This is a genomic window from Variovorax sp. GW822-FHT04A09 (assembly GCF_058801005.1).
In genome coordinates, this window is record NZ_JBXAMV010000001.1 from 98,834 (window position 1) to 112,156 (window position 13,323).

Here is a 13,323-nt window from a genome sequence, read left to right on the forward strand (position 1 = left end):
CGGTCATCGGTTCAGCTTCCTTCGAAATGCGGCGCGCGCCGCTCGGCAAATGCAGCCTGGCCCTCGGCGTAGTCCCGGCTGGCGAAGCACTGGCGCACCATCGCGTCGATCGCTTCCCGGGCCTGCGCTGTCGGGGGCTCCAGCGTAGCGAGAATCGCGGCCTTTGCGGCCCGCAACGCCAGCGGCGCGTTCTGGGCGATCAGCGCCACGCGTGACGCCACCTCGGCGTCGAAGATCTCGGCGTCGATGCAGTCGTTGACCAGGCCCAGGCGCATCGCCTCGGGAGCGTGGAGGCTGCGCGCCGTGTAGAACAGGTCGAAGGTGGCCGGTGCGCCCAGCAATCTCACCAGCCGCTGCATGCCCTCGAACGCGTAGCCCAGGCCGATGCGCGCGGCCGGCATGCGAAAGCGCGCGTTCGACGCGGCGAAGCGAAGGTCGCAGGCGAGGGCGATGCCCATGCCGCCGCCCATGCAGATGCCCTGGATGCGCGCCACTGTCGGCTTGGCGCATTCGGCCAGCACGCGCTGGGCGGTCGCCACCGCGTGGTCGTAGGCGGCCACGGCGTCGGTGCCGCTGCGCTGTTGCGCAAACTCGCTGATGTCGGCGCCCGAGACGAAAGCGGCATCGCCTTCACCGGTGACGACAATCACGCGCACCGCGCGGTCGTCGGCCAGCGCCTGTACGGCTTCGGCGAGCTGCTGCCACATGGCCAGCGTCATCGCGTTGTGTTTGCGCGCATGGCTGATCACCAGGGTTCCGACCCCCGCTGCGGTCTCGGTCCGGATGTGTCCTTCGCTCATACCGCGGCCTTCGCTTGCAGCTGTTCGATGTCGGAGGGCGTGTAGCCGATCTCGGTCAGCATCTCGGTGGTGTGCTCGCCCCAGGCCGGGGCGGCGTGCGCGATGCGTGCCGGCGTGCGCGCCAGCGTGATCGGCTGCGACACCAGCCGGTAGCGCCGGCCATTGCCCGCTTCCACATCCTGCGCGATGCCCAGGTGGTTCACCTGGGCGTCCTCGAAGACTTGCGGAATCGAATAGACGGGGCCCGCGGGCACGCCGGCGCGGTTCAGCAGTTCGACCCAGTGCGCAACCGTCTGGTTCTTGAAGACCTCGGCCAGGGCCTCGTTGAGTGCCAGCCGGTGTTCGACACGCAGCTTCTCGGTGGCGAATTCGGGCACCGCCCTCAGCTGCGGAGCCTGCAGGCATTCGCACAACCGCATCCAGTTGCCTTCGCCCGACGCGCCGAGATTGAACACGCCGTCGCTGGCCTGGAAGAGGCCCATCGGGCTGCTCGTCGGGTGGTCGTTGCCTGCCTGGGCGGGCACGTCGCCGTCGTTGAGGTAGCGCGCGGCCTGGAAGTCCATCAGCGCCACCTGCGTGTGCAGCAGCGAGCCGTGCACCCATTGCCCCTGCCCGGAACGCTCGCGCTCCAGCAGCGCGATCAGGATGCCCGCCGCCGCATAGACGCCGGTGCCCGAATCGGCCACCGCGAGGCCGGCGCGCACGGGGCCCTGTGCCGGGAAGCCCGTGACCGACATCAACCCGCCCATGCCCTGGATGATCTGGTCGAAGCCAGGGCGCCAGGCATAGGGACCGTCCTGGCCGAAGCCCGAGATGCTCGCGAGGATGATCCGGGGATTGACCGCGCGCAGCGCCTCGTAGTCGATGCCCAGTCGCGCCTTGACGTCGGGGCGCCAGTTTTCCACCACCACGTCGGCTGTTTCCACCAGCCGCATGAAGGCCTCGAGCCCTTCCGGCTTCTTGAGGTTCAGCGTCATCGATCGCTTGTTGCGGTTGAGGTTCTGGAAGTCGCCGCCCCAGCGGTCGGCTGCGAACATCGCCTCGTTCGGGTCGACACCCGCCGGGGGCTCGATGCGGATCACGTCGGCGCCGAAATCCGCAAGGATGCGCACGCACGTGGGGCCGGCGCGAACACGCGACAGGTCGAGCACGCGAAAGCGCGCGAGGGCAGGGGAGGCGTTGATCTTGGGCATGGTTTCTCCGTGGGAAGTCAATGAAGCAGGGCGCTGGCGCGACGGACGTTGCGCGCCGCGGGAACGGAAGGAGCGCCCGTCGGCGCGGCGAACTGGTGCCCGAAGGCCAGCAGCTCGGCCTCGGTGCCCGGCGCACCGATGGCCTGGATGCAGACGGGCCGGCCGCGCGCATCGGTGCCGATCGGGAACGACAACGAAGGGAGCCCGAGGTAGTTCACGAAGGCGTGGTAGCGGTGAAGCGCGACCAGTTCGCGCGGGTCGAAGCGGTCGGAGGTGGTGGTCACCACTTGCGCGTCGGGCACGCCGCGCGGCAGCGAAGGCAACAGCAGCACCTCGGCTTGCGCAAGGTGCCTGGTGACGAAGGCGTCTCGCCAGCCCGCGCGGGCTTCGCAGGCGTGCCGGTACCAGGCGGCCGGGACGGCCCAACCCGGCAGGAGGATCGACTGCGTGATGGGCGCCAGCGAGTCCAGTGCGTGGCGCACGCTGTGCGCATGCGTGGCCGCGGCCTCGACGTGCAGCACGATCTGGGCAAGACACGACAGTTCGTCGAGTCCACGCAAGGACGCGCGACGCCATGCCACCGCGTGCGAGGTGGCGCGAGATTCGAATGCCCCGAGCCGGCTTGCAACGTCGTCGCGCAGGTCGGGCTGGTCCAGTGCCGACGCCACGCGCCAGCGGCGGTGGCGCGACAGGTCTTCCTCGATGCCTTCCAGGCTGAGCAGACGCTGCGCCATCGGCGCCTCGTCGGGCAGCAGCGCCGCGAACACATGGGCCGCATCCGACACCGAGCGCGCCACCACGCCGACGGTGTCCAGCGATGGCGCCAGCTGCGACACGCCACCTGCGTCGATCACGCCGGCGCCGGGCTTGAATCCGACCACGCCACAGGTGGATGCGGGAATGCGCACCGACCCCGCGGTGTCCGTCCCCAGCGAGGCCCGGCACAAGCCGGCAGCCACCGCCACGGCCGAGCCGCTGGATGACCCGCCGACCGCCGCCGCCGGGTCCAGCGGATTCAGTGGTGCGGGAAAGTGCGGGTTCTCTGCGGTGGCACCGCAAGCGTACTCCGCCATCACAAGGGCGCCGAGGTAGGTCGCGCCACGCTCGGAGAGGCGTTGCAACGGGGCGGAAGGAGGGCTGGTCACCGCATCGGTCGCAGCGCCTTCCGGTCGTCCTTGCCCTGCGGCGCGCAGCCCTGTGCCGAACACGTCCTTGTGCGCCATCGCGATGCCGGAGAGCGGCGCATGCGCGACCGGCCGGCTGCCTGTCGCGCGCTCGACCACGCAGCGATGGACGGCAGCGCCGCGCTCGAAGGCGTCGCGCTGCAAAGCCAGCGCTTCGTCGGCCGCGCTGGCGCCCGTGCCAATCGAACGGCGCAGCGCGGCGATGGAGGGCGTGCCCGTATCACTCATGCGCGTGCTCCACGGGGCGGATGTCGAACGGCGGAGTGGTGCCGGCGGCCAGACGGCTCGCCATGGGCGCCAGCCGTGCCAACGTGCGCGCCGCGCGGACCTGAAGTCCGGGTGCGGCATCGATGCCATGCAACTGCAGGCTCAGCGTGACCCATGTCTTCCATGGCTCGAGGGTGGGGTCGGTCAAAGCGGTCTCCTGGCACCGTGCGCTCTCTCTGGAGCAGGTAAAATTAAAAGATGGATGAGGTCTATAAATATATTTATAACTCACAAAAATGTTTTATTCAATCGTTGTTTTACGGGAGCTCGCCCCATGAAAACCGCTGAACGCATCCGCCTTGCGGTCGAGGAGTCCATCCGCGACGGCACGCTCCTGCCCGGAGACACGGTGGACGAACAGGCGCTGATGACGGCCTACGAGGTTTCGCGCACGCCGGTGCGCGAGGCGCTGCTTCAGCTGCAGGCCCAGGGGCTGGTGGAAAGCCTGCCGCGTGGCGGCATGGTCGTCGCGAAGATGGACATGACCCAGCTGCTGGCCATGTGGGAGCTGCTGGCCGAGCTCGAGGGCCTGTGCGTGAGGTTGGCCTGCGAGCGCATGACGCCCGAAGAGCGGCTCGACCTCGCCAAGTCGCACGAGCGCGCCGCCGCCGCGGTCAAGAAGGAAGACGTCAAGGCCTGGCAGGAGCACAACCGGCGCTTCCACGAGGCGCTCTACCAGGGGGCGCGCAATCCCTACCTGCGCCAGGAAATCCTGCGGATGCGTTCGCAGACCGGCGCCTACAGGCGCCACGCCTTTGCCGCGTTCGGTCGCCTCAAGTCGTCATGGGAGCAGCATTCCAAGCTGCTCGACGCAATTCAGCGGCGCGATGCCAGGGCGGCGGCCGAACTGATGGTCGAGCACATGAGCCCCGGCCAGGGCTCGACCAACTTCGCGTCGTTCATGGCGGCGCTGCCGAAGGAACTGATGGGGTGAGCGGCGGCAACTGCTGCTTCAGGAAGGTGACCAGCGCGTGCACCTTCAGCATCAGGTGGTCGCGCGTCGGGTAGACCGCAAAGAGGCGCCGAGGCGGCGCCACGTAGGCGTCGAGCGCGGTCTGCAACGAGCCATCGGCCAGTGCATCCTTCACCATCACCGACGGCACCAGGCCCAGCCCGACGCCCCGGCGCATCGCGTCGATCAGCAGCAGGCTGTTGTCGGCGCGGAACGTGCCGCTCACCCGCACACGTGCGCGCCCGTCCGGTCCGTCGAACACCCATTCGTCGCGGTCGTCGCCCAACAGGTACTGCAGGCAGTTGTGGCCCGACAGGTCGGCGGGTGTCGCGGGCCGGCCGTGACGTTCCCAGTAGGCGGGCGCGGCGCACACCACGCGGGCCAGGTCCATCAGCGGCATCGCGACCAGGCTCGAATCTTCCAGCCGCGCCTGGCCGCGCAGCGCGACGTCGATACCTTCGCGCACCAGATCGACCGGCCGGTCGTTCAGCCGCATCTCGAGCTCGATGCCCGGGTGTTGCGCCTGGAACGCATGCAGATGCACGTGCAGATGCGACAGCGTGAGCGACACCGGCGCCGCCACAACCAGCCGCCCGGTCAACCCGCGGCTCACCGAACGGACATCGGTCAGCGTGCGCTCGGTGTCTGCCAGCGTTCGCTGGCAGAAGCTGTAGAAGCGCTCGCCGGCTTCGGTGAGCTGCATGCTGCGCGTCGTTCGCGCGAGCAGGCGGCAATCGGTCCAGGCTTCCAGCGACTGGATGGCCTTCGTGACGACCGAGTTCGAGAGGTTCAGCGCGCGGGCGCCAGCGGCCAGGCTGCCCTGCTCGACGACGCGGCAAAAGTACTGCATGGCAGCGTAGCGATCCATGGCGCCGAGCGTACCAGCCGACGAGGCCAACGCAGCACGCACGAGCGTCTCAGCGCCGCAGCGGGATGGCGATGGGGCGCATCGGTGCGGCGTCGCCGCCACGCAGCTTGAGCGACGCACCGATGAACGCGAACTCGTAGACGCGGTCCTTGGCGAGCGCTTCCAGGTTGACCAGCTCGATGATCGGCGCGCCCTGCTGCGCGAGCAGGTAGGTGTGCACCGGCACGTAGTTGTCGTCGGCGTCGGGCGGGAAGGTCTCGAAGCTCAGGTTGTCGGCGCCCACGACCATCGCGCCACCCGACTCCACGAGAAAGCGCGCGGCATCCACGCTCATGCCCGGTGGCGAATCCATGTAGGCGTCGGCTTTGTCGTAGAGCTTCATGCGGCCGGTGCGGATCAGGACCACGTCGCCTGTCTCCAGCTTCACGCGCTGCTTGTCGAGCGTCTCCTGCAGATCGGCCCGGGTGACGCGGTAGCCGGGCGCCAGCATCTCGACGCCCTTGGCGGCGGCAACGTCGATCAGGACCCCGCGGGCCACGATCGGCGGGATGGTCTCGGCGCCGGTCTTCTTCCAGCCGCGGTCGCCCAGGTGTTCGCGCGCCTCGAAGCCGTTCCAGATCTTGCCGTCGAGGCCGAAATGGTTGAGCGCGTCGATGTGCGTGCCCATGTGGGTGTACATCGAGATGGCCGCGCCGGTGTAGCTCACGTGCTTGTTCTGCGTGTGGCCGACGCCCATGGGGTCATCGACCACGGTGCCGTGCGGCGTGTGCGTCATCCAGATCTGGTAGCGCGGGTCGCCGATGCTGTGCCAGCTCGGCATGCCGACGAAGTACTCGACCGACAGGTCGTACACACGCGCACCGTCCGCGCGGGAAAGCACCTGGGCCTTGGTGCTCGCGGTCATGAGGTTGAGTCGGCCGAGTTCGTCGTTCGGGCCCCACGGGCTCTTGCCCACGACGGGGGCTGCGAAGGCGAGGGTGACGCTCATTGCACCCCATAGAGACGCTGCGGCGCCGATCTTGCGTATCCATTGCGACATTGAAAACTGCTCCATTTCGTTCGGTTGCTTGGTTGGCTTGGCACGCACTGCGCGGTGCCAGGTGCTGACCTTAGGAGGAACGAAGTCGCGCGGAAACCGTGCCGGCGGCAAAGGTCCTTTCTCGATTCGCGAACGATGAAACCGGTGAAGAAAAATCCCACGGAGGGTAACTACCAATGTGCGGCGGAATGTCTATAAATATATTTATAAACATTATGCGTACACCATGAAAGGCTGGCGCATTCCTGGAGTTCTGTCATTGAAGAAAAAGGAAACTGCTGTGGACGCTACCTCTGTCTCATCCCTCGCGCGGCCTTCGGCCGGCGCCCATTCCCTCTCGGACCACGACCGCATGCACCGCAAGATCGCATGGCGGCTGGTGCCGTTCCTGGTGTTCCTGTTCCTGCTGGCGTGGATCGACCGCGTCAACGTGGGCTTCGCCAAGCTGCAGATGCTGCAGGACCTGCAATTCAGCGAGGCGGTCTACGGGCTGGGCGCCGGCATCTTCTTCATCGGCTACTTCCTGTTCGAGGTGCCGAGCAACCTGCTGCTGCAGAAGATCGGCGCGCGCAAGACGCTCGCGCGCATCACGATCCTCTGGGGCCTCACGTCGATGGCGATGATCTACGTGGAAACGCCCACGTCCTTCTATGTGCTGCGCTTCCTGCTCGGCGCATTCGAGGCCGGCTTTTTCCCGGGCGTGATGCTGTACCTGACGTACTGGGTGCCGGCGCATCGCCGCGGCAAGATCAACGGGCTCTTCATGACCTCGTTTGCCATCGCGGGCGTCGTCGGCGGGCCGCTCGCAGGGCTGATCATGAGCGGCATGGAAGGGGTCGCGCCGTTTCGAAACTGGCAATGGCTCTTCTTGCTCGAAGGCATTCCTTCGGTGCTTGCCGGCTTCGCGGTGCTGGCCTGGCTGCCGGACCGGCCCCAATCCGCACGCTGGCTGACCGAGGCCGAGAAGCACGCGCTGGCCGCCGAACTGCAGAAGGAGAACGTCGACGCCCCCAAGCAATCGAGCTTCGGCCGGGCGTTGCGCAACCCCATGCTGTGGCTGTGCACCGCCGCCTATTTCTGCATCGTGAGCGGCAACGCCACCATTGCCTTCTGGACGCCCTCGATCGTCAAGGAGCTGGGCGTGAAGGGCACGCTGAACATCGGCCTGCTGTCGGCCGTTCCGTTCATTCTGGGAACGGTCGCGATGGTGCTCAACGGCATGCATTCGGATGCCACCGGTGAGCGGCGGCGGCACTGCGCCTATGCGACGCTGATCGCCGGCGTCGGGCTCGTGGCCACCGGCGTGTTGATCGAGCAACCTGTGTTCGCCATGGTCGCGTTGAGCTTCGCGACCATCGGCATCCTCGCCGCCTTTCCCGTGTTCTGGTCGATCCCCGCTTCCTTTCTCACGGGCACCGCTGCGGCGGGTGGCATCGCTTTCATCAACTCGGTCGGCAACCTGGCGGGGTTCGCTGCGCCCTTCACGATGGGGTGGCTGAAGACGTCGACGGGAAGCGTGGCCGCGGGCCTCTATGCGGTCGCGGGGCTGGAAATCATCGCGACGCTCGTGCTGTTGTATGCGATGCGCAATCGAGCACGCTAGACAGTGGTGCATCGCTCCTCCTGAATCCTTGCCGTTGCACCGCATGCGCCTTGTGAGTCAAAGAGCGTTGCCCTTCCGGGGCGGAAGAGACGGCCCCTGTGCGGGCCTTCCCTTTGCCCGGCAAGCGCGCAGCGCTGCAGCACGCGGGAGTTCAGGGCCGACCACCTGGAAGGTCCGCAGCGCGAGTCAGTGCCCTCAGAAGGCGTGCCGAATGCCCATGTCGTAGCCGGTGGTGCTCGAGGGGACATAAGGTGCGCTGATTCCGGCAATGCCGTTCGCAAACCTCACCCCGCCTCCGGGACTGATGGCCATCGCCGCATTCACGGACCCGTTCCACTTCATCTTGGTTCGCGCAACAGTGGCATAGAGCGCGGTGCGCTTTGACAGGTTGTACACATAGCCGACGGCGAACTTCTCGATCCTGGCATCGTTGTCTTGCACCCATGCAACGGGATTCAAGGCATTCACCGCATGAGGAGATGCATAGTTCACGCGCGAATAGGACGCACGGATCAATCCAGGCCCGACCGGGGCCGTGATGCTGATCAAGCCGCCGGTGTACTTCCCGTTGCTCTCGTTCCTGATGGGATATGGAATGCCGCCGATATTGGCTACGTTCATCTTGCTGCGCTCATCCCGGATCTGCGACAACTGGCCGAACAATTTGACGACATCGAAATCGTAGGAGACCCCAGCGTTGAGGATCTTCAAACGGTCCTTGTCGAATCCGCTGAGATCGTCCTTGGTGTCTTCCTGGTAGGCGATGGCCAGGTTGAGCGGGCCACGTTGATAGCCGAACCGCCCCCCGACGTTTCGCCCGCCCTTGCTCGGACTGTTGCTCACGCCACTCTGCTTCGGGTTCTCATGCAGCGAGTACATGACCTGGCCGTAGAACCCGCCAAGATGGCCCGGCAGGAAATAGCCGACGCTGTTGGAGGCGCGAACGTAGTTGTCAAAGGGCATCAGGTTCGCGGGCGACTTTCCGTGGCTGGTGGTGAGCCCCGTGCCGATCGGATTCCATAGGTTCGCGCCAACCCCGACCGTGCCAAAGGGATCGAAGACCGTCAGATTCCAATAGGTCGGCACGTAGTCCCGGCCCAGGCGCACTTCGCCGAACGGTCCCGACAGGCTGACCGTCGAGCGGCGGTCGAAAACGCCAAGCCCCTGGGCCCCGTCGTCCGGTGTGAGTGTGGATTCCAGCCAGAAGCCTGCAGCAAGCCCGCCGCCCAGATCCTCCTGTCCGCGAATGCCCAGGAGAGAAGGGGTGTGCGCGCCCGACGCGAGCTTCGTGGCGCCTTGCGAGATGGATGCCGGCGCTGCCAGGGACCACCAAGGCAGGCCTGCGGGCAGCACGCTCTTGGTCTGGTAGTGGCTCACCGAGATGTCAATGACGCCGAAGAGCGTCACAGAAGACTGCGCCCAGCTCGAAGGCCCGATGAACAGCGATGCAAGTGAGATGGGAAGAAAAAGCTTACGCCCGTGGTTGTGCATGAATGTCTCCTTCGTTGTTGTTGATTGCGCAGGGGAAAAACGGCCTGCCGCCGCCTGCGCCCAGGTCTTGTGTCTAGGCTGAGGGCGCCTCGAACACGGTCGCGACCGTCCCGTCGCGCAGCCATTCCTCCAGAACCCGCGCCAACGGCTTTTCCGATGCGGTCTTGGGGATCGCTTCGATGGCCATCAGCCGCCCGGGAAGGGCGTTCTTCGACAGCGTCTCGCGCAAACGCGCATGGAGCACCGAAAGGTCCAGGTCGGCGTGATGGGGGACGACGGCTGCGACGACATCGCGTTCGCCAGGCGCCCCCGAGGCCGCTGCCGTGCCGAACACAAACGCATCGCGGACCAGTCCGGTGTCCGCGATGGCCTTCTCGATCTGCGCCGGGTCGATGAATTCGCCGTTGCGGCGAATGCCATGGCCGCGGCGGTGCTCGAAGTAGAGCCAGCCGTGCGCATCGGCGCGCACGATGTCGCCGGTCCAGAGCCAACCGTCCTTGCCTTTGCTCTGCGAGGCCTGCGGGTCTTCGAAGTACGCGATGTCGAAGGGCGCGCCGCTGGCCGGCCGGAACGCCAGTTCGCCCGGCGTGCCCGCAGGCGCATCGCTGCCGTCTTCGGCGACGATGCGGATGGAGAACGCCGGGTGCGGGCGGCCGATACTGCCGACCGGACCTTTCCCGAAAGGGTTGACCGTCAGCCCGCCTTCGGCGGTGCCGTAGAACTCCAGAACATGGACGCCGAAGCGCTGCTCGAAGTCACGCCAGATGGCCTGCGGCATGCCCGCGGCGACGACGAAGCGCACGACATGATCCCGGTCGCTGGGCGACGGCGGCTCGCAATAGACGGCGGTGGTCATGCCGCCCAGCAGGGTGAAGGCGGTGCACCGGTGCCGACGCACGATCTCCCACAACCGCGACTTGGTGAAGCGGCGCGACATGACGCAGGCGATCCCGAGCCTCAGGGCTGCACCCAGCGTGACCAACTGGGCATTGGCGTGCGTCAGCGACAGGCCGGAGTAGAGGCGATCGTCGTCGGTGTAGCCAAAGGCGGAGGCCGCCAGTGCCGCCGTGTCGACGAAGCGGCGGTGGGTGATCACGATCCCCTTCGGCTCTCCGGTCGTGCCGGAGGTGAAGAGAATCTGCATGGGGTCATCGGGATCGACGGGCGTGAAGTGTGCCGAGGGGAGGCCTGCCTGTGTGTGGCGGGCCAGCAGTTGCGCGTAGTCCAGCGCTTCGCACGCGCGCGGCGCATCTGCCGCAAGTTCGCCCGAGATGACGCGCACGACCCAGCGAAGGTGGGTGGCGCGCGATCGAATCTGCGCGACCGCAGTGGCGGCATAGTCCGCGGCGATCACACCCACGCAGTGCGTGCGATCGATCAGTGCGGCGAGCCTGTCGCCTTGCGCCCGCGCATCGATCGGTACCAGCACCGCCCCGAGGTGCGCGGCCGCCACCATGGCTTCGACGAACTCGGGGTGGTTCGCCATCACCAGCGCGATGGCGTCGCCACGTCGGATGCCCAGGCCTTGCAGGGCCCGGGCCAGCGCCAGGCCGTTCTCGTGCAGTTGCAGGAAGCTGCGGTGCTGCTCGGGCAAGGCCGGGCCCGCCTCGAACGTGAGGGCGATCGCATGGGGACGCGTGCATGCGTGATGGCCGACGAGATCGGCCAGGGTCTTGAAATCCGTCATGTCAGTCTGCCTTGATGCCCGTCTTGTCGATCAGGGCCTTCCATTGCGCTGTCTCTTGCGCCGTCAGCGCAGCCAGTTCAGCCGGCGTCGAGCCCTCGGGTGTCAGGCCGAGTTGCAGCAGATGGCTTCGGAATGCGTCGCTCTTCAGGATCTCCTGCACCTCGGCGTTGAGTCGCACGATGACCGGCGCGGGCGTGCCCGCCGGTGCCCACAAGGCGTTCCAGCCGCTCAGCTCGAATCCGGGCAGGGTCTCCCGGACCGTCGGCACCTGCGGCAGAACGGGGAGTCGCGTGGGTGTGGTCACCGCCAAGGCCTTGACGCGGCCGCCGCGAACGAGCGCCAGCGCCGAGGCCTGGGGCTCGAGCCGGACCTGCACGCGCCCCGCCATCAGCTCGGTGTTGGCATTGGCGCCGCTGCGGTAGGGCACATGCAGCAGATCGATGCCGCACTGCGCCTTGATCAGCTCCATGCCCAGGTGGAAGGCACTGCCGTTGCCCGTGGAGGCATAGGCCAGCTTGCCGGGCTCGCGCTTCGCCAGGGCGATCAGCGACGGAAGGTCGGATGCCGGCAGGCCGCTGTGGGCGAGCAGCACATACCCGCCGCGCGCGACCAGGCTGATCGGCGCCATGTCCCTGGCCGGGTTGTAGGGCAGCCGTGGGTAGAGGTGCGGGTTCATCGTCGCGACCTGGTTCATGGCATACAGCAGCGTGTGCCCGTCAGCGGGTGCCTTGAGCGCCTTGTCGGTGCCGATGATCCCCGAGGCCCCTGGCATGCCTTCCACATAGACCGGGTTCGACAGGCGCGCCGACAGCGCGTCGGCGATCAGACGAGCCACGATCTCGGGTGCGCTGCCGGTGGTCGCGGGCACGATGACCTGAATCGGTTTGGACGGCCAGGCCGCCGTGGCGGCTCTGGCAGCGTTGCCGACGAGGCTGGACAAGCCCAGGGCGATCGATTGCCCGAGGAGAGTGCGTCTGGAATACATGGTGGTGTGCTTCATCCGTGTTGTGCAGCCCGTTCAAGAATGGTGATGGTCGCGGCCGCTTCCTCATGGCCCAGGAAGCCGCCGCCGTTCTCGGCGAGCGCCAGGCGCGCATTGGCCACCTGTCGCCCGCCGGCCTCGCCGCGCAATTGCAGGACGAGCTCATGGATCTGCATCAGGCCGGTGGCGCCGATGGGATGCCCCTTCGACTCCAGCCCCCCCGAGGGGTTGACCGGCCGGCGGCCGCCCAGTGCGGTGTGGCCATGCTCCGCGAGCCATCCGCCCTGGCCGGGTTCGCACAAGCCCAGGTGTTCGCACTGGACGATTTCTCCGAAGGCCGTGGCGTCATGGACTTCGCTCACGTCGATGTCTTCGGGCCCGACGCCGGCCTCTGCGTAGGCGCGCAGTGCGGCGCGGCGGCTGATCGGCGTCTCGCGTCCATCGACGCGGTCCGATCCGCTGACGAGAACACTGGCCCGCACGCGCACCGCACGCTTCGCATCGAAGCGCTCCAGGGCGTCCTCGCGCACGATCAACGCCGCAGCCGCGCCATCGCCGATCGGCGCGCACATCGGCAGAGTCAGAGGCCAGGTGATGGCGCGCGCCGCGAGCACCTCGTCGACCGACATCGCGACGCGATGCTGGGCCAACGGGTTGTGCACGGAGTGGCTGTGGTTCTTGGCGGCCACATGGGCCAGCTGCCGCTGCGTGGTGCCGTGGCGCGCCATGTGCGCGCGGGCCAGGGCCGCATAGATGTCCATGAAGACGCTGCGTTGCTGTGCGACGGCGGCTTGTGTGGGGTCCTCACCAGCTTGTTGTGCGAGAAAGCGCAGCAGTGCCTCAGGCCTTTCGGCGTCATGGGCGCCATCGAAGATGGAAAAGGTGCGGGCCTTGTCCGGGTGCGACAGCTTCTCCGCTCCCACCGCCAATGCGACGTCACACAGTCCGGCGCGCAGATGGGCGCAGGCGAGGTAGAAGGCGGTCGACGCACTGGCACATGCGTTCTCGACGTTGATGATCGGAATGCCATCCAATCCTGCCTCGCGCAGCGCCACCTGACCACCGATCATGTGCTGTCCCTGCAGCAGCGACTGGCCGACGTTGGCGAAGAACGCGGCACCCACCTGATCGGTCGTCGCGCCGGCGTCGGCCAGGGCGAGATCGATGGCCTGGCGGGCCATCGTGCGCAGCGCAACGTCCGCGAAGCGGCCCGTGGGCGTGCTGCCCACGCCCACGATGTACAGCGGAGCCGTCATC

12 protein-coding genes are annotated in these 13,323 nt (G+C 67.2%); 2 read left to right on the forward strand and 10 right to left on the reverse strand.

The genetic code is table 11. The features are described from left to right. Positions 1-11: 11 nt before the first annotated feature. From AC1RLW_RS00415 to AC1RLW_RS00430, 4 genes are read right to left on the reverse strand one after another with little or no spacing between them, the layout of a single operon-like run. Positions 12-800, reverse strand: coding sequence for an enoyl-CoA hydratase (locus tag AC1RLW_RS00415; protein WP_493191877.1), 789 nt, complete (start codon positions 798-800; stop codon positions 12-14). Beyond that, positions 797-1,993, reverse strand: a complete 1,197-nt coding sequence (locus tag AC1RLW_RS00420) for a CaiB/BaiF CoA transferase family protein (RefSeq protein ID WP_493191878.1) — start codon at positions 1,991-1,993, stop codon at positions 797-799. Before AC1RLW_RS00420 ends, AC1RLW_RS00415 begins: the two co-directional genes overlap by 4 nt. Before the next feature lie 17 nt (positions 1,994-2,010). Beyond that, a complete protein-coding gene (locus tag AC1RLW_RS00425; RefSeq protein ID WP_493191879.1) occupies positions 2,011-3,405 on the reverse strand; it encodes an amidase in 1,395 nt (464 codons plus the stop codon). Continuing rightward, complete coding sequence (locus tag AC1RLW_RS00430; RefSeq protein WP_070061249.1) at positions 3,398-3,592, reverse strand: hypothetical protein; 195 nt, start codon at positions 3,590-3,592, stop codon at positions 3,398-3,400. Before AC1RLW_RS00430 ends, AC1RLW_RS00425 begins: the two co-directional genes overlap by 8 nt. 126 nt (positions 3,593-3,718) lie before the next feature. On the opposite strand from AC1RLW_RS00430, the gene AC1RLW_RS00435 reads away from it, so the two are divergent. Next, positions 3,719-4,378, forward strand: coding sequence for a GntR family transcriptional regulator (locus tag AC1RLW_RS00435; protein ID WP_062469590.1), 660 nt, complete (start codon positions 3,719-3,721; stop codon positions 4,376-4,378). Here AC1RLW_RS00435 and AC1RLW_RS00440 read toward each other — a convergent pair. Then, positions 4,344-5,264 carry a LysR family transcriptional regulator gene (locus AC1RLW_RS00440; RefSeq protein WP_492696679.1) on the reverse strand — a complete coding sequence of 307 codons (921 nt, stop codon included), beginning with the start codon at positions 5,262-5,264 and terminating at the stop codon, positions 4,344-4,346. The two genes, AC1RLW_RS00435 and AC1RLW_RS00440, sit on opposite strands and share 35 nt — an antisense overlap. A 49-nt stretch (positions 5,265-5,313) precedes the next feature. Continuing rightward, entirely contained in the window at positions 5,314-6,252 is a 939-nt protein-coding gene (locus AC1RLW_RS00445) for a cyclase family protein (RefSeq protein WP_493191880.1), read from the reverse strand. A 403-nt stretch (positions 6,253-6,655) separates the two neighbouring features. On the opposite strand from AC1RLW_RS00445, the gene AC1RLW_RS00450 reads away from it, so the two are divergent. Continuing rightward, positions 6,656-7,906 carry an MFS transporter gene (locus AC1RLW_RS00450; RefSeq protein ID WP_493193043.1) on the forward strand — a complete coding sequence of 417 codons (1,251 nt, stop codon included), beginning with the start codon at positions 6,656-6,658 and terminating at the stop codon, positions 7,904-7,906. A gap of 195 nt (positions 7,907-8,101) precedes the next feature. Here the strand turns inward: AC1RLW_RS00450 and AC1RLW_RS00455 are convergent, their stop codons facing one another. The 4 genes from AC1RLW_RS00455 to AC1RLW_RS00470 form a co-directional block, all read right to left on the reverse strand. After that, complete coding sequence (locus AC1RLW_RS00455; protein WP_493191881.1) at positions 8,102-9,397, reverse strand: porin; 1,296 nt, start codon at positions 9,395-9,397, stop codon at positions 8,102-8,104. Between the two features lie 73 nt (positions 9,398-9,470). Beyond that, positions 9,471-11,084 (reverse strand): AMP-binding protein, encoded by a 1,614-nt coding sequence (locus AC1RLW_RS00460; RefSeq protein WP_493191882.1) that lies wholly within the window; start codon positions 11,082-11,084, stop codon positions 9,471-9,473. A 1-nt stretch (position 11,085) separates the two neighbouring features. Next, positions 11,086-12,084, reverse strand: coding sequence for a Bug family tripartite tricarboxylate transporter substrate binding protein (locus AC1RLW_RS00465; protein WP_493191883.1), 999 nt, complete (start codon positions 12,082-12,084; stop codon positions 11,086-11,088). Beyond that, positions 12,081-13,322, reverse strand: coding sequence for a thiolase family protein (locus AC1RLW_RS00470; protein WP_493191884.1), 1,242 nt, complete (start codon positions 13,320-13,322; stop codon positions 12,081-12,083). The genes AC1RLW_RS00465 and AC1RLW_RS00470 overlap by 4 nt, the downstream gene beginning before the upstream one ends. Position 13,323: the final 1 nt, after the last annotated feature.